The organism is Micromonospora sp. NPDC049051, from assembly GCF_043197575.1.
GTDB lineage: Bacteria > Actinomycetota > Actinomycetes > Mycobacteriales > Micromonosporaceae > Micromonospora.
The window spans coordinates 695,005-713,391 of the sequence record NZ_JBICTL010000004.1 but is presented as its reverse complement, the minus strand read 5'-3'; the positions used below and the strand labels follow the sequence as shown (position 1 = coordinate 713,391).

17 protein-coding genes and 1 pseudogene are annotated in these 18,387 nt (G+C 73.8%); 8 read left to right on the top strand and 10 right to left on the bottom strand.

What is annotated here, in order from left to right; genetic code table 11:
* The first annotated feature begins 112 nt into the window (after positions 1 to 112).
* On the top strand, positions 113 to 484 hold the full coding sequence (locus ACGFIR_RS20105) for a MerR family transcriptional regulator (protein ID WP_392998967.1): 372 nt from the start codon (positions 113 to 115) through the stop codon (positions 482 to 484).
* A 56-nt stretch (positions 485 to 540) separates the two neighbouring features.
* On the opposite strand, the gene ACGFIR_RS20100 is transcribed toward ACGFIR_RS20105, so the two are convergent.
* Both ACGFIR_RS20100 and ligD read right to left on the bottom strand, forming a co-directional pair.
* Positions 541 to 1,038, bottom strand: a complete 498-nt coding sequence (locus tag ACGFIR_RS20100; RefSeq protein ID WP_392998965.1) for an anthrone oxygenase family protein — start codon at positions 1,036 to 1,038, stop codon at positions 541 to 543.
* A 264-nt stretch (positions 1,039 to 1,302) separates the two neighbouring features.
* Positions 1,303 to 2,262, bottom strand: coding sequence for a non-homologous end-joining DNA ligase (gene ligD / locus ACGFIR_RS20095; RefSeq protein ID WP_392998963.1), 960 nt, complete (start codon positions 2,260 to 2,262; stop codon positions 1,303 to 1,305).
* 158 nt (positions 2,263 to 2,420) lie between these two features.
* On the opposite strand from ligD, the gene ACGFIR_RS20090 reads away from it, so the two are divergent.
* The 3 genes from ACGFIR_RS20090 (at position 2,421) to ACGFIR_RS20080 (ending at position 5,791) form a co-directional block, all read left to right on the top strand.
* A complete protein-coding gene (locus ACGFIR_RS20090; RefSeq protein WP_392998961.1) occupies positions 2,421 to 2,903 on the top strand; it encodes a winged helix-turn-helix transcriptional regulator in 483 nt (160 codons plus the stop codon).
* A gap of 98 nt (positions 2,904 to 3,001) precedes the next feature.
* Entirely contained in the window at positions 3,002 to 3,547 is a 546-nt protein-coding gene (locus ACGFIR_RS20085) for a TetR/AcrR family transcriptional regulator (RefSeq protein ID WP_392998959.1), read from the top strand.
* Positions 3,548 to 3,586: 39 nt separating this feature from the next.
* On the top strand, positions 3,587 to 5,791 hold the full coding sequence (locus tag ACGFIR_RS20080) for an MMPL family transporter (protein WP_392998956.1): 2,205 nt from the start codon (positions 3,587 to 3,589) through the stop codon (positions 5,789 to 5,791).
* Positions 5,792 to 5,889: 98 nt separating this feature from the next.
* Here ACGFIR_RS20080 and ACGFIR_RS20075 read toward each other — a convergent pair whose 3' ends face one another.
* On the bottom strand, positions 5,890 to 7,146 hold the full coding sequence (locus tag ACGFIR_RS20075) for an erythromycin esterase family protein (protein ID WP_393146413.1): 1,257 nt from the start codon (positions 7,144 to 7,146) through the stop codon (positions 5,890 to 5,892).
* 172 nt (positions 7,147 to 7,318) lie between these two features.
* On the opposite strand from ACGFIR_RS20075, the gene ACGFIR_RS20070 reads away from it, so the two are divergent.
* Positions 7,319 to 7,510: a DUF2795 domain-containing protein gene (locus ACGFIR_RS20070; RefSeq protein WP_392998952.1), complete on the top strand. Its 192-nt coding sequence runs from the start codon at positions 7,319 to 7,321 to the stop codon at positions 7,508 to 7,510.
* Positions 7,511 to 7,593: 83 nt separating this feature from the next.
* Here the strand turns inward: ACGFIR_RS20070 and erm are convergent, their stop codons facing one another.
* The 4 genes from erm to ACGFIR_RS20050 all read right to left on the bottom strand — a co-directional run bounded on the left by erm (position 7,594) and on the right by ACGFIR_RS20050 (position 12,599).
* Entirely contained in the window at positions 7,594 to 8,391 is a 798-nt protein-coding gene (gene erm / locus ACGFIR_RS20065; protein ID WP_393146411.1) for an ErmE/ErmH/ErmO/ErmR family 23S rRNA (adenine(2058)-N(6))-methyltransferase, read from the bottom strand.
* Positions 8,392 to 8,809: 418 nt separating this feature from the next.
* Positions 8,810 to 9,715: a Gfo/Idh/MocA family protein gene (locus ACGFIR_RS20060; protein ID WP_393146618.1), complete on the bottom strand. Its 906-nt coding sequence runs from the start codon at positions 9,713 to 9,715 to the stop codon at positions 8,810 to 8,812.
* A 159-nt stretch (positions 9,716 to 9,874) separates the two neighbouring features.
* Complete coding sequence (locus ACGFIR_RS20055; protein WP_393146409.1) at positions 9,875 to 11,098, bottom strand: glycosyltransferase; 1,224 nt, start codon at positions 11,096 to 11,098, stop codon at positions 9,875 to 9,877.
* An 88-nt stretch (positions 11,099 to 11,186) separates the two neighbouring features.
* Complete coding sequence (locus tag ACGFIR_RS20050) at positions 11,187 to 12,599, bottom strand: glycosyltransferase family 2 protein (protein ID WP_393146407.1); 1,413 nt, start codon at positions 12,597 to 12,599, stop codon at positions 11,187 to 11,189.
* Between the two features lie 298 nt (positions 12,600 to 12,897).
* Between ACGFIR_RS20050 and ACGFIR_RS20045 the strand changes: the two genes are divergently transcribed.
* On the top strand, positions 12,898 to 13,302 hold the full coding sequence (locus ACGFIR_RS20045; protein WP_392998944.1) for a hypothetical protein: 405 nt from the start codon (positions 12,898 to 12,900) through the stop codon (positions 13,300 to 13,302).
* Positions 13,295 to 13,785 (top strand): annotated as a pseudogene (locus tag ACGFIR_RS20040) (hypothetical protein). The gene ACGFIR_RS20045 and the pseudogene ACGFIR_RS20040 overlap by 8 nt, the downstream one beginning before the upstream one ends.
* Here ACGFIR_RS20040 and fabG read toward each other — a convergent pair.
* Positions 13,758 to 14,516: a 3-oxoacyl-ACP reductase FabG gene (gene fabG, locus ACGFIR_RS20035; protein ID WP_393146405.1), complete on the bottom strand. Its 759-nt coding sequence runs from the start codon at positions 14,514 to 14,516 to the stop codon at positions 13,758 to 13,760. The pseudogene ACGFIR_RS20040 and the gene fabG overlap by 28 nt on opposite strands.
* A 119-nt stretch (positions 14,517 to 14,635) precedes the next feature.
* On the opposite strand from fabG, the gene ACGFIR_RS20030 reads away from it, so the two are divergent.
* Positions 14,636 to 16,210 carry a DUF4139 domain-containing protein gene (locus tag ACGFIR_RS20030; protein WP_393146617.1) on the top strand — a complete coding sequence of 525 codons (1,575 nt, stop codon included), beginning with the start codon at positions 14,636 to 14,638 and terminating at the stop codon, positions 16,208 to 16,210.
* Positions 16,211 to 16,262: 52 nt separating this feature from the next.
* Here ACGFIR_RS20030 and ACGFIR_RS20025 read toward each other — a convergent pair whose 3' ends face one another.
* Together ACGFIR_RS20025 and ACGFIR_RS20020 are read right to left on the bottom strand one after the other, a co-directional pair.
* Positions 16,263 to 17,915: an alpha-amylase family protein gene (locus ACGFIR_RS20025; protein WP_393146403.1), complete on the bottom strand. Its 1,653-nt coding sequence runs from the start codon at positions 17,913 to 17,915 to the stop codon at positions 16,263 to 16,265.
* Between the two features lie 115 nt (positions 17,916 to 18,030).
* Positions 18,031 to 18,387, bottom strand: a 357-nt coding sequence (locus ACGFIR_RS20020; protein ID WP_393146401.1) for a hypothetical protein, incomplete at its 5' end; no start/stop codon positions are given.

Below are 18,387 nucleotides of genomic sequence, written 5' to 3'. Positions count from 1 at the left end.
GCGCCTTCAGCGCCCCAACCAGCTCGGGCCGCCACTGGGCGTGCACCGCTGACGCCTGTAGCCGGACGTAGGCTGACCCGGCCGGGACCTGATCAGCCACGAGGAGGACATCGTGCGCATCGGCGAGCTGGCCGCCGTGTCCGGGGTGAGCGTGCGCGCCTTGCGCTACTACGAGGAGCAGCGCATCCTCGCCGCCCACCGCAGCCCCAGCGGGCAACGGCACTACCCCGCCACCGCCGTCGACCGCGTCCGGCTCATCCAGCAGCTGTACGCCGCCGGGCTGTCCAGCACCGCCATCCGTGACCTGCTGCCCTGCGTGGACACCGGGATCAGCACCCCCGAGTCGCTGGCCCGCCTCGTCACCGAACACGACCGCATCAGCCGCCAGATCGTCGACCTCATCGACACCCGGGACCGGCTGCAAGCAGTCATCGACGAGGCGCTCGCGTCCCGCGCAAGCGAGCCGGACGCGCTCACGCGGTGACGGCCGCAGGGCGGGTCATGCAGGACGCCGGGCGTCCACCCGTTCGCTCGTCCGCGTCAGGTCCGAGGCGCCGTCGCCCAGCGCAGCAGCGCGGTGAACGCCAACGCTGCCGTCACCGCCCCGCCCACCAGGCGCACCCGGTGCCCGGCGACGAACTCGGCCGCGACCTGGCGCAGGTACTCCGGGGAGTGCGTGCCGACCGGGTCGACGAACATGATCTCGTTGCGCGGCCAGAAGAAGAACACCGAGAACAGGAACTCGCAGGCGACGAAGACCACGGCCGCGCCGGCGATCCACCAGCGCAGCCGGCGGTCGCGCCAGGTGAGCACCGCCGCCACGAGACTGGCGAGCACGACGGTCGCGCCGAGCGGCGGGAAGTAGTCGCTCGGGCCGCCCGCTACCAGGAACTCGCGGGCGCGGTCCAGCGACGCCGGCGGGTCCCCGAAGATGTTCGGGTAGAGCATCACCGTTTCGGCGGCGACGCCGCCGAACGACATCATGGCCGCCCATACGAGAGCGACGAGCACCGCCCAGGTCAACCTGCTGCGGGTCATGGTTCCTCCTGCCGATCCGCCGACGCCGTCCGCCGCCGGGTCGTCCCGACGCCGTCCGCCGGGTCGTCGTCGACGCTAGGTCGGCCGCCGTCGCCCGTCTGCCGCCCGGGAGCGCCATGACGGCGTCGCCTCCGGGCGTACGGCGGCACGGATCGGTCGCCCGTCCGCGCAGTCGGGGATCGCTCCCCGCCGTAGCGCGGGATGGTCGACAGCAGCAGGAAGGGCGGCGAGCAGGGTCGGCGCGGCGCGGCTGGTGGGCGTACGTCAGCCGGCGGCGCGGCGGGCGCGGGCCCGGCGCTTGCCCTCGTGCATGGCCTGCACCCGGGCGATCGGGATGGTGTGCCCCTCCGCGACCAGGTCCGCCGGGAGCCGCTGCGGCGCGGGCAGCCGCTCGGTCCACGGGTCGCGGTCGGCGACCAGCGCCGGGACGGTACGGATCGTGAAGTCGGCCGGGGTGACGTCGCCCAGGTCGGCCCAGTCGACCGGGAAGGAGACCGGCACGCCCGGCCGCAGCCGGGGGCTGTAGGCGGCCACCACGGTCGCCCCGCCGGCGCGGGTCGAGTCGACGAACACCTTGCCGCCCCGGTCCTCGCGGATGAAGGCGGTGGTGGCCAGCGCCGGGTCGAGCCGTTCGGCGCGGGCCGCCACCGCCCGCGTCGCGGCGGCCATGTCCTCGACCGTGGCGCCCCGCGCCACCGGCACGAAGACGTGCACGCCCTTGGCCCCGCTGGTCTTGACCGCCCCGGTGAGCCCGGCGTCGGCGAGCGCCTGCCGGACCAGCAGGGCGGCGGCGACCGCCAGCGCGAACGAGTCCCCCTCCGGCGGGTCGAGGTCGAGCACCAGGTGGGTGGGGCGGTGCAGGTCCTCGACGGTGGCGAGGGTGGGGTGGTACTCGACGGCGCGCTGGTTGGCGAACCAGAGCAGGGTGCGCCGGTCGTCGCAGAGCGCGTACGAGATCTCGCGGTGCGACGCCTCGGCCCAGACCGGCGTGCGGGCCACCCAGTCCGGGGTGTACTTCGGCAGGTTCTTCTGCATGAACGGCGGCTGCCCCGGCCGGACGCGGATCACCGACAGCGGCCGGCCGCGCAGCTGCGGCAGGATCCGCTCGTGCACGGCGTCGAGGTAGTCGACCAGGTCCCGCTTGGTCGCGCCGGCGGTGTCGGACAGCGGCTGGTCGAGGTTGGTCAGCGACACCCCGTCCCGGCTTTCGTCAGCGCCACTCATCCGACCACCTTCGCGGGCCGGAGGCCGGCGGTCAACCGGACGCGGCGGGGTGAACACGCCCGGTGTCGACTGACCGGCCCCCTTCAGCGTCGACCACCCAGGTCAGGCCGGTCGCGGCGACTCTGTGACCATGGGGGCAGAGCGAGGGAGGCACCTTCATGGCCCAGGGGAACGGCGAGGCGACCGCCGGCCGGGCGGCGCGGGCGTGCGGGGCGGTCGCACCCGGTCAGGCCGAGGCGTGCACCGTCCGCGAGGTGCTGGACCGGGTGGGCGGCAAGTGGAGCATCGGCATCCTGGTCGCCGCCTCCCGGGGCCCGGTGCGCTTCACCGAGCTGGAGCGCCGCGTGGAGGGCATCAGCCGCCGGATGCTCACCCTGACCCTGCGTAACCTGGAGCGCGACGGGCTGCTGCGCCGTACGGTCCATCCGACCGTCCCGCCGAAGGTGGAGTACACGGCCACGCCGATGGCGCTGGAGCTCTACGAGTCGCTGGTCGCCCTGACCCGTTGGGCGGAACGGCACCGGAGCGCGATCGCCGACGCCCGGGCCGCGTACGACCGGGCACACGGCGCGGCCGACCAGGCGGGCGGGACTCCCGCCCGAACCGGCGACGGCCTCGTCGGACGGCCGGCGGAGCCGTAAACCTCGGCCGTCTGTGGGAAACGCCACGTCACTCATCTGACCGATCGGTCAGGGTCTGACCGATCGGTCAGGCATGCTGGTCGGGGAGGTGGACCGGCATGGCGCGGATGGTTCCGGAGACGCACGACGAGATCCTTGCGGCGGCGGCTCGACGGTTCGCGACGACCGGTTACCGGGGCACCTCGTTGCAGGACATCGCCCGCGAGGTCGGCTGTTCCAAGGCGGCGGTGCTCTACCACTTCGCCAACAAGGAGGCCATCCTCACCGAGCTGATGGCCCCGGCGATCGGCGTCCTCCACGCGCTCGACGAGCGGATCCGCGCGCATCGCGGCGCGACCGCCCAACGGGTCGCCGCCGAGGGCTTCGTCGACCTCGCGGTCCGCTTCCGGCGCGAGATCGCCCTGCTCCGGGGTGAGTTCCCGGAGCTGCTCCAGCAGCCCGCCTTCGCGCACATCCAGCGGATCTCCGAGCGGCTGGTCGACGCGCTCGCCGGGCACCCGGAACGCCCGTCGGCCCGGATCGCCGCGCTCGTGCTGCTCGCCGGCATCTCCGAGACCTGCGGGGAGTTCGGCGACGTGCCCGACGAGGAGTTGCGCGCCGCCCTGCTGGCACTCGCCCGGCGGGCGCTGGAGCCCGTCGACTGATCTGTTTCCACCCATTCCACGACCGAGGACAAGGAACTCATGGCCACCCTCCTCTACCGGCTCGGCCGGGGCTCGATGCGCCGGCGGCGACTCGTCGCGGCCATCTGGCTCGTCGTACTCGTCGGTCTCGGCCTCGCCGCCGGGACCCTGCGCGGCCAGTTGGCCGACAACTTCACCATGCCGGGCACCGAGTCGCAGCGCGCCCTGGACTTGCTCGCCGAGCAGTTCCCGGCGGCCAGCGGCGCGACCGGCACGATCGCGGTCAAGGCCCCGGCCGACGGCGCGCTCGCCAGCCCGGAGGGGCAGGCCGTGGTGAAGGAGCTCATCCAGGAGGCCGGGACGCTGCCCGGCGTGGTCGGCGCCGTCGACCCGTTCCAGGTGGGAGCGGTCTCCCCGGAAGGCCGGTACGCGCTGATCCAGGTCCAGTTCGCCACGGGCGCCGACGAGGTGACCGACGACCAGCGTGACGCGTACGAGAAGGTCGGCGAGCGCGTCGAGGCCCAGGGTTGGGAGGTCGCGCCCGGCGGCGAGGTGCTCAGCAGCGTGCCGGAGGTCGGCTCCACCGAGGTGATCGGTGTGGCGGTCGCCGCGCTCGTCCTGGTGGTCACGTTCGGCTCGCTCGTGGCGGCCGGGATGACCATGCTCAACGCGCTGATCGGCGTGGGCGTCGGCATGGCGGGCCTGTTCACCATCAGCAGCGTGGTCGACCTGAGCACCACCGCGCCGATCCTCGCCCTGATGCTGGGCCTCGCGGTCGGCATCGACTACTCGCTCTTCATCACCTCCCGCTACCGGCAGAACCTGCTGGAGGGGCTGTCGCCGGACGAGGCGGTGGGCCGGGCCGTGGGCACGGCCGGGTCGGCCGTGGTCTTCGCCGGCGCCACCGTGGTCATCGCGCTGGCCGGGCTGGCCGTCGTGAACATCCCGTTCCTCACGGTGATGGGTCTGGCCGCCGCCGCCACGGTCACCGTCGCGGTGCTGGTCGCGATCACGCTCCAGCCGGCGCTGCTCGGCTTCGCCGGCCGCCGGGTGCTGCCCCGCAAGCTGCGCACCACCGTGCCGGCCGGGGACGGGGCGGTCGACGCCGCCGCTCCGGTGACCCCGCCCGCCGAGGACCGTTCGGGCTTCGGGTTCCGCTGGGCGCGTCTCGCCACCCGGTTCCGGGTGCCGGTCATCCTGGTCGGGGTGCTCGGGCTGGGGCTGCTCGCCCTGCCCACGCCGGACATGCGGCTGTCGCTGCCCGACGCCGGCACCGCGCCGGTCGGCTCGCCGGCCCGGGAGTCGAACGATCTCATCGTCGAGGGCTTCGGACCGGGCTTCACCGGCCGGCTCGCGGTGGTGGTCGCCGGGGACGACCCGCAGGAGACCGCGGCCGCCATCCCGCAGGTCACCGCGCTGGTCCAGCGCACCGAGAACGTCCTCGCGGTGGCTCCGCCGCAGCTCAGCCCGGACGGCCGTACCGCGCTGCTCGGGGTGGTGCCGAAGACGGGTCCGACCGACGAGGCCACCGAGACGCTCGTCAACGACGTACGCGCGGCGGTGGGCGACTTCCGCGACGTCGACGTGCTGCTGACCGGGGCGACCGCGATCGGCATCGACGTCTCCGAGAAGCTCTCCGACGCCCTGCCGGTGTACCTGCTGCTGGTGGTGGGGCTCTCGGTGCTGCTGCTGATGCTGGTCTTCCGTTCGGTGCTGGTGCCGGTCAAGGCCGCGCTGGGCTTCCTGCTCACGGTCGCCGCCACGTTCGGCATCACCGTGGCGGTGTTCCAGCAGGGCCACCTCGCCGACCTGGTCGGCCTGGACACGCCCGGCCCGCTGGTCAGCTTCCTGCCCATCCTGCTGATCGGCATCCTGTTCGGCCTGGCGATGGACTACGAGGTGTTCCTGGTCTCCCGGATGCGGGAGGACTTCGTGCACGGCGACACCGCGCAGCAGGCGACCATCAACGGCATGGGGCACGGCGCCCGGGTGGTCACCGCCGCCGCGCTGATCATGATCTCGGTGTTCGGCGGCTTCGTCTTCCTCGACGACCCGGTCATCAAGTCGATGGGCTTCGCGCTCGCCATCGGCGTCGCCATCGACGCGTTCGTGGTCCGGATGACCATCGTGCCGGCCGTGATGTCGCTGCTCGACAAGCGCGCCTGGTGGCTGCCGCGTTGGCTGGACAAGATCCTGCCCAACGTCGACATCGAGGGCGAGGGCCTGCGCGCCCACCTGGACGAGAAGGCCCCGGCCCGCGCCTGACCCGCCTGGGTCGATCATGCAGTTGTGGTGCCCCGCACAACCGGCGAAGCCGGCTGGAACGGGCACCACAACTGCATGATCAGCGGGAGCGGGAGGGGTCAGACCCCGGCCGGGTAGGTCTCCATCTCGCCCGGGGTGCTCAGGGCGGGGAGGGGGTGCAGGGCCGTCGTCTCGTCGCACCAGACGAAGGCGTCGTAGCGCTCCCCCAGGCGGGTCGGCACGTAGTTGCCCCACGCCTCGAAGGACGGGTCGTAGACCACCCCGATCGCCCGGTGGTCGGCGGGTCCGGTGACCCAGCCGGGCTGGTCGTCGCCGCCGAAGACGAGCACCGCCCGCTCGGGCATCAGCTCGTGCAGCCGGTGTTCCACCGATCCGGGGCGGGCCGGCGGCACGATCATCGCCTCGGCCGGCGAGCCCCAGCGCGGCGCGGCGATTGTCGTGCCCCGGTAGCCGCCGAAGCCGACCAGGACCACCTGGTCGGCCCCGTGCCGCTCGCGGGCCAACTGGCCGACGTTGACCATCCCGTCGGCGGCCATGTCGGTGGCGCGGGCGTCGCCGACGTGCGTGTTGTGCGCCCAGACGATGCCCCGCGCGCCCGGGCCGTAGCGCTCCAGCAGCCGGTCCAGGGTGTCCGCCATGTGCGTGTCCCGGATGTTCCACGACTCCGGCCCGCCGCGCACCATCGCCCGGTAGTAGCGCTCCGCGCCGGCCACCACCTCCGCGTTCTGCCAGGCCGAGAAGCTGTCCGGGCCGTCCCCGGCGGCCTGTTCGCGGGTACGCGCCAGCAGCCGTACGACCTCCTCCTCGCAGCGGGCGGAGACGAACCGGCTCGCCGCGCCGTACTCCTCGATCCGCTTGCCGTACGGCTCGAAGCAGCGGTACGCCTCCTGCGCCGCTTCCAGCGAGCCCGGGTCCTCCTCGCCGAGGTAGTCGAAGATCGCCTGCATGGACTCCCAGAGGCTGTAGACGTCCAGGCCGTGGAAGCCGGCCCGGGCGTCCTCGGGCCGCTCCACGTTCCACGCCCGCAGCCAGGAGCAGAAGCGGGCCACCTCGGCGTTCGCCCACATCCAGGTCGGCCAGCGCTCGAAGCGTTCCAGCGCGGTACGCGGGTCGGCGGCCCCGCCCGGGGCGGCGGTCACCGAGCGGTGCACCCGGTCGCAGTCGGGCCAGTCCCCCTCCACGGCCACGAACGAGAACCCGCACTCGGAGATCAGCCGGCGGGTGAGCTGTTCGCGCAGCCGGTAGTAGTCGTAGCTGCCGTGCGTCGCCTCGCCGATCATCACGATCCGGGCGTCCCGGACGCGCTCCAGCAACGGGTCGAAGTCGCTCGGCGCGCCGAGCCGCTGAACCAGCATGCGGGCGGCTACCCGGCGCGCCGCCGGGCAAACCGATCACGCCCCGGCCACGGCCGACGCCCGGTGGCGGTGATCTCGTGCCGCGCACCCGGTCGTCCGGCGCCGGGAGCACGCACGGCGCGGAGCGGGGCGGAAACCGTGTGCCGGCGGGCTGAGCGGGTAGCCCGCCGGCATGACCGTCACCGGCGCGCAGTTGCAGGAGTACCTGGCCGGGCTCGACTATCCGGTCTCCCGGGAGGACCTGGTCCGCTGGGCCCAGGAGAACGGGGTGAGCACGGAGATGCTCCAGACGCTGCGGGCCCTGCCGGCGGAGGAGTTCGACTCCCCCGCCGAGCTGGGCGAGGCCCTGAACACGCTGGCCTGAGCCGGGCCCGGCTCACCCCACGTGGTCCCACCGGCCGCCTGCCCACCACTGGCGCGCGGCGGCAGACGCGGCACGACGACCGGTCAGCGGGCGTGCAGCAGCCGGAACAGCACCAGCCACTGCTCGGGCCAGACGTGCCCGACCGGGATGGTCGGGTCGAGCCGGGTCGCCCGCAGCGCCGCCGACAGCCGCGCCCGCGGGTGGTGCCGGGCGAGCGAGGCCGCGAGCGAGCCGCCGACCCCGTCGAAGCCGATCTCCACCATCCGGCGATACGCGGGCAGCGCCGCCGCGGCCAGCAGCGGCTCCGGTCGCCGCTCGACGCGCAGGATGCCGGCGTCCACCCTCGGCACCGGGCGGAACGCCGTACGGGGCACCCGCCCGGCGAGCCGCCAACCGTACTCCGGCCAGGTCAGCACGGTCAGCCTGGTCCACCGGCCGTAGTCGCCGCTGCGGCGGCGGGCGTACTCGAGCTGGGTGAGCAGGGTGGCCGCGCGCAGGCCGGGCGCGGACAGGCACCAGCGCACCACGGCCGAGGTCAGCGACCAGGGAATGTTGCCGACCACGTCGAACTCCTCGGGCGGCGGCGCGGCGGTGAGGAAGTCGGCCTGCCGGTGCGTCACGTTCGGCAGGGCCGCGCAGACGCGGGCCAGCTCCGCACCGGCGGCCGGGTCCACCTCGTACGCCGTCAGGTGCCGGCAGCGGGCGGCGAGCGGCCGGGTGAGCTGGCCCCGGCCGGCGCCCACCTCCAGCAGGAGTCGGTCGGGCCGGGGGCGGGCGGCGTGCACCAGCCGGGCGATCGCGGCCGGGTCGGCGAGGAAGTTCTGGGACAGTACGCGACGGGACCGGTCGCGTTCGGTTGCTCGGGTACGGCGGGGCGCCACGGGTCGTCGTCCTGTCTGTCGCCGTGCGGCGACGGAGCGGACAGGCAGCCGGGAACGGGGGCCTGTCCGGAGAGTTCAGGGGACTCGGACGGCCCTGTGCGTGGCGCGGAAGCGGGATCGGCGGCGCACGGCGGAGCGCCACGCGAGGTGCGGGCGGCACCTGCCCGGGACGGTGCCCGGGGGGCGTGGCGGGACGGCGCGGCGCCCGGGCTCGCCGGGCGGTGGCGTCGTCTGTGCGGTGCGGGTCAGTCGCGGATCGCGCCGGACAGGGCCGGACGCCGGACTCGCGGGCGGGCCACCAGCAGCGGCCCGAGTGCGGCCGGCGTGCCGACCGCCTCGATCAGAGCGTGCGCGAACATGCCGCGACCCTAGCCACGCCCCCGCCGGAAGGCGACCGCTTTTCCGCCTCGTCGGCGGGTCAGCCCGACAGGTCGACGGTGCGGCCCTCGGCGCGGGCGGTCTCGGCGGCGGCGAGCACGGCGACGACCTCGCGGCCGAAGCGCACGTCGCAGTGGTGGTCGCGGGTGCCCGACCCGATCTCCTCCAGCAACTGGTCGACCGCCACCCCGAACGCGGTCGCCGAGTCACCCTCGCCGGCCGGAACGGTCTCGACGCCGTTCTCGCCGTAGAAGACGAACTCCCGGCTCACCGCCTCCGGCGGGGCGTCCAGGGTCAGCGAGACGGTGCTGGTCGCGCCCCCGTCGTGGGTGAGCAGCAGGTGGACTAGCCCGCGCGGCCCGTCCATCGCGGCGACGCGGGTGACCCGGCCGAGCACCGGCAGGAGGAGCGACAGCGCGTGCGGCCCGACGTCCCACAGCGCGCCGTGCTCCCGGCGCCAGGGCGAGGCGCCGTACGGGCTGCCCGGCTGGAAGATGGACCCGAACCGGACCGCCTTGGCGGTGTGCCACCCGCCGACGGCGGCCGTCGAGGCGAGGAAGGCGGCCACGTCGGGCTGGTAGCGGCCGGTGAAGAAGACCACCGAGGCGACGCCCGCCGCCTGCGCGGCGTCGACCACCCGGTCGGCGTCGGCCACGCTCAAGGCGAGCGGCTTGTCCAGCAGCAGGTGCCGGCCGGCGGTGGCCGCGCGGACCGCGATGTCGGCCTGGACGTCCGGCGGGAGGGCCACGGTGACCGCGTCGCAGGCGTCGACGAGCGCGTCGACGTCGTCGAACGCCGGCACCCCGTAGCGCTCGGCCAGGGCCGCCGCCTTGCGCGGGTACCGGCCCCAGACGCCGGCGAACGCGACCCCGGGGTGCGTGTCCAGCGCCCCGCCGTGCGTCTCGGCTGCCCAGTGACCGGTGCCGAACAACCCGAACCGCACCACGAGAACCTCCACCCGTCGTCGTCCCACCACGGTACCCGCGGCCGGTACCCACGCCGGGGGCCGTGTCGGAAGTCGTCGCGGCGTCCCGCCCCGGTCCACCACCGGTGTCGGGTCCGGGGTGGACGCGGCACCGGTGGCGGACCGCCGCTCGTCTACGCCTCAGGCCCCCAGGGCGGCGGTCAACCGGGTCGCGGCGAGCTGTGCCGCGTCGGTGCGTACGACGGCGGCGAACGCGCGGGCACGGGCGGCCACCTCGGGGCGCAGCGCGGCGCCGAGCGCCTCGGTCAGCGACTCGACGGTCGGCACCGCGCCGGGGTGTGCGGTGCCGATGCCGAGCGCGGACACCCGCCGCGCGAAGTAGTGCTGGTCGTAGACCTGCGGTATGACGACCTGCGGCGTGCCGGCCCGCGCGGCGGTGGTCGTGGTGCCCGAGCCGCCGTGGTGGACCACTGCGGCCACCTCCTTGAACAGCGCCTGCTGGTTGACCTCGCCGACGACCAGACAGTCGGACGCCCGGTCAGTCCGCGACAATGGCGCCCAGCCCCTGGAGACGACCAACCGGCAGCCGACCGCGCGTACCGCCTGGACAGCCGTCTCCAGCAGTCCCGGTGGCGCGGCGACGCTGCCGAATCCGACGTAGACGCACGGTCCGCCGGCGTCCAGGAAGGCCCTCAGCTCGGCGGGCAGCGGCCGCTCGTCCGGCAGGAGCCAGGCGCCCGGCTGGTAGACGGCCGTGTCGGCGGCGTCCGGCCAGGGTGCCAGCGTCGGATCCGTGGCCAGCCACGGCTGGTCGGTGTGGATGTGGTCGCTGACGTCGTCGACCGGGACCAGTCCCACCGCCGACCGCAGTGCGTTGAGCGGCACGCCGAAGGTGTCGTTGACGTGCCGCAGGTTGGCGGCCCACAGTTCGCCGTTGTCGGCCGACTCGGGTGCCGGTCTCTCCCCGAGGAGGGGCAGCGGCAGCGGCGGATGGTGCGGTGAGGGAAGGGCCGCCGGGCAGAGCGCCGCGTAGACGTACGGGATGCCCCGCTTCTCCGCGACCGTGCGGGCGGCGACCTGGAGGCCGGTCGACGCGACGAGGACGTCGCAGTCCCGGGCCGCCGCCGACAGCACCTCGTACTGGATGCCGATGGAGGACTCGGCCAACTTGCGGACCTGTGCGGGCGAGGGCCGGGGCACGGCGGCGCGCGGCCCGGGCGCCGCCGACCTGCGCCAGGGCGGGCCGACGGGCACGAAGGGGATCTTGAAGGTACTCACCCAGCGGGCGAAGTCCGGCGGGGCGCAGAGGCGCACGTGCAGGCCGAGAGCCTTCAACCGCGACGCCAGCGCCACCAGTGGTTGGACATCACCCCGCGACCCGAGAGTCGACAGCAGTACGCGCATGTGCTCGCCTTTCCGTCTCTAGCCGCGGATCCGGGCGCGGTGGAACGGGCCCGACACCCTTGTCGGGCCCGGCTGCACCGTCGATCCGCTATCCCCGCGTCGGGGTGCGCCCCGGCGCCAGTGCCGTGGGTCGCGTCCGGGCGGCGGTCTGTGCGGGCATCCGGCGCACGGCACGGGGCACCGGCCGGCGGGCCCGCAGGGTCAACACGTGGCCGAGCCCTTCGACGGCGCGCAGTTCAGCCGTGCACTGGGCGGCCTGCGCCTGGCGCAGGTAGTCCAGCGTCTGTGGGTCGGCGGCGCACATCCCCGGCGTCGAGTCGGCGGTGGCGACCAGGTGCACCTCACCACTCAGCGCCAGCGAGGCGGAGATGAACTGGCAGAGCTCCGGCCACAGCAGGTACCGCCAGAAGTCGACGCTGACCACCGCGTCCAGGCTGCCCGGCGGCATGGGTGGGGCGAGGCCGAGCAGGTGGAAGTTGGCCGGCCCGATGGGTGCGGCGTAGTCGAAGGTCGGCGCCGAGGCCGGCAGCCCCGACTCGGCGCGGCCGGTGCCGATCCAGAGGGTCCGGGGCCCCCGCAACTGGCCGCCGAGCCGGGCGGCGGCGGGCCCGATGGCACAGGCCGACTGCTCGACGCACTCGTCGACGAGGGCCCGGTAGTGCAGGATCCGCCGGATCGCCTCGTATCCCATGACGGCGCTGAGGAGTTCCCACTCGATGCAGGGATAGAGCTTGGCGGCCTGCTGGAAGTTGGCCTTCAACTCCATGAAGTCGCGGTTGATGTTCTTGTAGTGCGGCAGGTGGACGACCCGGGCCTCGTCGTCGTAGCCGAAGTTGACGCCGCCCGGCAGGCTCCGGTCCACGCGGTAGAACAGCTCGACGTCCTCCATGCCGTAGCTCAGCCCGAACGCCTCGCGGTAGCCACCGACCTGTGTGAAGAGCGAACGGGAGAGCGAGACGTTGTGCGTGTAGGCGATCACCCAGCCGGCCCGGAGCCAGTCGCCGCCGTCGTCCGGAAGCCCCGTCCCGAACCGCAGGTCGCCGCCGCGCGGGAAGGCGCGCGCGATCGAGTCCGACTCTCCGGCCAGCACGGCGGGCAGGTCTGCCAGCCCGATCTCGTCCCGCCGACCGATCAGCACCGCCGCGCTGCCGGGGGTGCCGTGCCACGTCAGGTGCCGCTCCAGCAGTTCGGGCACGGCCCACGAGTCGGCGTCAAGGAAGACCAGAAGGGGCGCGGCGGCTCGCCGCACCCCTTCGTTGCGGGCGACCGAGCGACCCCTGCGTTCGGCGAGCTCCAGTACGCGCAGGCGCAGGCCGGCACCTTCGACGAGGGCCTCCGCGTATCCGTCGGGCGAGCCACCGTCCCGGACCACGATCACCTCGAAGCGTTCCGGCGACAGCGTCTGTCGGGTCAGTGCCTTGAGGGTCAGCGCGAGGCACTGCGGATCCTGGTAGGTCGGGATCACCACGCTCAGCGCCGGGGGAATGGTGGGCAACGACATGGTGGTCCTCTCCGTCAGACGAACGTGCCGTCGGAGTCGCGTGACGTCATCAGAGACTAACGCTGCGCAACCGTGCCCCTGCTCGCGAATAGGGGTCGATAGGGGTTCGACCGTCCTTTCGCGACAGTCAACCCCTCGGCCGGACCCGCATCCGCCCCGCCGGGCGCCGGGCGCCAGGCGTCGGATCGGACCGGGCGCCGGACGGCTCGCGGGTGACGGAGCGCTGCGGCGGGGCGGCGGGTGACGGGGTGTACTACGTGGGTTAGTAGGCTGTGCCGGTGACCGAACCGCACTCCGGATGGCCCCGGTGACCAGCGCAGCGTCGGCGTCATCGCCGGTGGACGGGCTCCTCGCGACCGCCTCGATCGTGTTGTCGCTCCTCATCGCCGCGTGGGCGCTGGTCGCCACGCTGCGCCACCGCGCACCGGACCGGGTGCAGTTCGCCGGCCTGGCCGTGCTGGAGGTGGCGCTGCTCGCGCTCGCGGCGGTGGCGCTGGTCGCCCTCGCCGGCGGCGAGCGGCCGGGCGAGCCGGGCGCCTTCTTCGGGTATGTCGCCACGGTGGTCTGCCTGCCGCCGCTGGCCTGGGTGCTGGCCCGGATGGAGCCGACGCGCTGGGGCTCGGCGATCGTCTGCGCGGTCTGCCTGGTCACGCCGGTGGTCGTCGTACGGCTCCAGCAGACCTGGGAGGTGCTGGGTGGCTGACGTACGCGCCCCGGAGGCGAAGCGGACCAACGCCGGGCCGGGCCGGCTGCTGATCGCGGTCTACCTGATCTTCGCGATCGCCGCGACGAGCCGCGCCGGCCTGCAGATCGCCACGAAGTTCGACGAGGCGCCCGTGGCGTACCTGCTCTCGGCCCTCGCGGCGGCCATCTACATCGTCGCGGCGGTGGGTCTGGCCCGCGCCGGCGCCGCCGGCCGCCGCGTCGCCCTGGCCTGCTGCGCCGTGGAGCTGGCCGGGGTGCTCGGCGTCGGCGCCCTCAGCCTCGTCGAGCCGGAGCTCTTCCCCGACGAGACGGTCTGGTCGCAGTTCGGCAGCGGGTACGGCTACGTCCCGCTGGTCCTGCCGGTGCTCGGCCTGCTCTGGCTCTGGCGCACCCGCCCCGCCCCGGCGGCCTGATCCCCGGCGGGCGGGTGCCCGCCGGGGCGTACGCGGGGGCTCAGTCCTTCGGGCCGCCGGCCACGTAGATCACCTGGCCGGAGACGAAGGAGGCGCCCTCGCTGGCCAGGAACGAGATGGTGTGTGCGACGTCCTCGGGGCGGCCGACCCGGCGCACCGCGATCTCCGACTCGGCGTGCTTCTGGAGCGCCTCGAAGTCGACCTTCATCCGGGCGGCGGTGGCGGCGGTCATGTCGGTGACGATGAAGCCGGGCGCGACCGCGTTGACGGTCACCCCGAACGGGCCCAGCTCGATGGCGAGGGTCTTGGTGAAGCCCTGGAGGCCGGCCTTCGCCGCCGAGTAGTTCGCCTGGCCCCGGTTGCCGAGCGCCGAGGTGCTGGACAGGTTGACGATGCGGCCCCACTTGGCCTCGACCATGTGCTTCTGGGCGGCCTGGCTGAACAGGAACGCGCCGCGCAGGTGCACGCCCATGACTGTGTCCCAGTCGGCGTCGGTCATCTTGAACAGCAGGTTGTCGCGGAGCACGCCGGCGTTGTTGACCAGCACCGTCGGGGCGCCCAGCTCGACGGCGATCCGTTCCACGGCCGCCTCGACCTGGGCCCGGTCGGACACGTCCGCGCCGACGCCGAGCGCCCGGCCGCCGGCCGCCGCGACGGCGTCCACGGTCTCCTTGGTCGCGGACTCGTCGATGTCGACCACCGCGACCGCGAGGCCGTCGGCCGCCAGCCGCCGGGCGGTCGCCGCCCCGATCCCCCGCGCCGCCCCCGTGACGATGGCGACCCGCTGCTCCTCCGACATGCCTACCTCCCGGTAACCTGCAATCGATCGAAGGAGCTTAACCCAGCCGTACGCCGTGGCGGCCCGGCGCGGAACGCCGGTGCGAGCACCGCCCTACTACTCTCGCCGCCGTGAGGGCAGTGGAGATCGAAGCACCCGTCGTCGGCGTCACCGTCTACCCGGACCGGGCCCGGGTCACCCGCCGGGGCCGCACCCGGCTGGCCGCCGGTGAGCACCGGGTACGCATCGCACCGTTGCCGCTGGGCGTACGGCGGGACTCGCTGCGCGTCGGCGGCCGGGGCGCGGCCACCGTGCTCGGCGTGGACGTCACGACGTGGCGGCAGGCGCGCAGCGCCGACGGGCAGGTCCGCGAGCTGGAGCAGCGCAGCCGGGAGCTGGCCGACGAGCTGGCCGAGATCGACGACGCGGACGAGGTCGAGGCGCAGCGGGGGCAGTTCCTCACCCGGCTGGCCGACCGGGCCGGCGGCACGTACGCCCGCGCGCTGGCCGCCGGCGACGCCGCCCCGACCGACGTGGCCGCCTTCGCCGACTCGGTGGCCGGCCAGCTCGCCGACTCGCAGGGCCGCCGGCGTGGCCTGACCCGGCGGCGTACCGACCTGACCGAGGAGTTGGCGGCCGTCCGGCGGGAGCTGGACGCCGCGAGCGGCAAACGGGAACCGGACCGGCTGGCCGCCGAGGTGACCGTGGCGGTGGACGCCGACGACGACGAGCTGGACCTGGAGCTGAGCTACCTGATCGACGGGGCCCGCTGGCAGCCCTCCTACGACCTGCGGCTGGTCGACGACACCATGACCGTCACCTGGTTCGGGCTGGTCAGCCAGGACACCGGCGAGGACTGGCCGGAGTGCGTACTCGAACTCTCGACGGCCCGGCCGGCGGCGGCGACCCGCGTACCCGAGCTGACGCCCTGGTATCTCGACCGGCTCCGGCCGGTGCCGCCGCCGATGCCGAGGGCGGCCAGCTTCGGCGCGATGCCGGCCCCCGCGGCGCCCGGCGGTCCGCCCGCCGGGGCCGTGGCCCGGTCCGGCGCGCCGCGCCCCGAGATGCGCGAGAGCGTGGCCACCGTCGAGCAGGGGGTCACGGCGGCCACCTACCGGCCGGCCCGCCCGGTCGCGGTGCCGGCGGACGGCAGCGCCCACCGGGCGACCATCGCCGTGCTGGAGCTGCCGGCCCGGCTGGACCACGTGACCGTGCCGGTCCGCGCGGCCGAGGCGCACCTGCGCGCGACGGTCCGCAACACCTCGCCGCACACGCTGCTCCCCGGCCCGGCGGCGGTCTTCCACGGGGCCGACTTCGTCGCGGCCACCCGGCTGCCGATGTGGGCACCCGGTGAGGAGACCGAGCTGGCGCTCGGCGTGGACGACCGGGTCCGGGTGGAGCGGAAACTCAGCCGACGCGCCGACACCCGGGCCACGCTCGGCTCGACCCGGCGGCGGGACGTGGAATACCGGATCAGCGTGGCCAACCACACGTCCCGGCCGGCGACGGTGGAGGTACGCGACCAACTGCCGGTGTCCCGCGACGAGGCGGTCCTCGTCCGCGATGCCACCCTCGTCCCGCCCCCGGCCGAGCGCACCGAGCTGGGCGAGCTGACCTGGCAGTTGCGGCTCGGTCCGGGAGACAGTGGTGAGATCACCCTGGGCTTCCGCGTCGAACTCGCCAAGGGCGTCGAACTGGCCGGCTGGCGGGAGTGACCGGCCGCCCCCGCCTCGGCGGGAGCGGCCGGTGTTCGGCGTGGCGACCGGGTCAGAGGCCGCGGCCCCGGCAGAGGCGGATCCACCGGTAGCCGTAGCCGGCCACCTTGAGCCGGTCCAGCTTGCCGACGTCGCCGTAGTTGCGGTCGGAGAGGACGTCGACGGGCAGGTCCGCCTCCGGTTCCAGCATGCTGAGGTCCACCTCGGCGTCGGTGGTGCCGAGGTTGTGCACGAAGACCATCGTGCCGGTGCGGCCGTCGGCCCGGTGCGCCAGCACGCCCGGCGGCATCGCCACGTCGATGTGGGTGGTGGAGCCCGAGCCCACCTCGGGGGCCTCGCGCAGCGTACGGATCATCCGCTCGAACCAGGCGAGCAGCGACTTCTGGTCGCTGCGCTGGGCGGTCACGTTGACCTTCTCGTACGAGTACTCGCCCTTGTCGATGACCGGGCGGATCAGCTTCTCCGGGTCGGCCGTGGAGAAGCCGGCGTTCGGCTGGAACGACCACTGCATCGGGGTACGGATCGCCTCCCGGCCGGGCAGCGACAGGTCCTCCCCCATGCCGATCTCCTCGCCGTAGCGCAGCACCGGCGTGCCGCGCAGCGAGAACTGCAACGAGTACGCCAGCTCGATGCGGCGACGGTCGTTGCCGAGCATCGGGGCGAGCCGGCGGCGGATGCCCCGGTCGTAGATGCGCATGTTCTCGTCCGGGCCGAACTGCTCGTACACCTGGTTGCGCTGCTCGGCGGTGAGCCGGGAGAGGTCGATCTCGTCGTGGTTGCGCAGGAAGGTGGCCCACTGCCCGCCCTCGGGCAGCGCCGGGGTATCCCGCAGCGCCTCGATGATCGGCTCGGGATCCTGCCGGGCCAGGGCCAGCATCAGCCGCCCGTTGAGCATGAAGTCGAAGAGCATGTGCAGCCGGTTCGCCGAGCCGCCGACGTCGGTGAAGAAGGTGGGCAGTTCGTCGGGCTCGACGTTGGCCTCGGCGAGCAGGACGGCGTCGCCCCGGCGCCACTGCACGTGCTGGCGCAGCTCGCTGAGGAACTCGAAGTCCTTCGGCGAGTCCGGGTTGCCCGGTTCGGTCAGCTCGATGATGAACGGCACCGCGTCCATCCGGAAGCCGGAGACGCCGAGCTGGAGCCAGAACGAGACGATCTTCTTGATCTCGGCCCGGACGGCGGGGTTCGTGAAGTTCAGGTCCGGCTGGAACTTGTAGAACCGGTGGTAGTACCAGGCCTTGGCGGTCCGGTCGTAGGTCCACGTCTCGTGCTGCTCGCCGGGGAAGACCATGCCCTGGTGCCGGTCGCTCGGCTCGTGGTCGGCCCAGACGTACCAGTCGCGGTACGGCGAGTCGGGCGACGAGCGGGCGGACTGGAACCACGGGTGCTCGTTCGAGGTGTGGTTCACCACCAGGTCGATGATCACCCGGATGCCACGGTTCTGCGCCTGGTGCAGCAGGTCCGCGAAGTCGCCGAGGGTGCCGAAGCGCGGGTCGACGTTGTAGAAGTCGGTCGCGTCGTAGCCGTCGTCGCGGTTGGGTGACGGGTGGATGGGGTGCAGCCAGAGGCAGGTCACGCCCAGCCGGGCGAGGTAGTCCAGCCGCCCGATGAGCCCCCGGATGTCACCGACCCCGTCGCCGTCGGAGTCCGCGTACGTGTCGATGTCGAGGCAGTAGACGACCGCCTCCGAGTACCACCTGTCAGCCATGCCGGGGTTATGTCTCCGATCCCGCGCCCCCGCAAACCCCGGGCCTGGGGTTCCGTGGTCGGGACGGGCGGTGGGCACTGCGTCGTCCGCACCGCCCGTCGGCGGGGGCGGGCGCTCAGGTGGCGATGTCGACGTCGCCGACCTGCCCGCCGCCGGCCATCGTGAGCCACCCGGCGTAGACGCCCTGCTTGGCGAAGAAGTTCCCGCCGCCGACGAACGCGAACCAGTCGTCGCCGCCGATCGCGACGTCGCTGACCTGCCCGCCCTCGGCCAGGGTGAGCCACCCGCCCTGGATGCCTTCCTTGGCGTAGAAGTTGCCGCCCTGCACCCAGCCGATCCGGTTGCCGGTCAGTACCACCCTCGTCGCCCCGCCGGAATTGACCGCCTGCCACGACGAGTACAGGCCGTCCTTCGCGTACAACACACCCGCCGAATTCACGAACGCGAACCGATCACCACTCACCGCGATGTC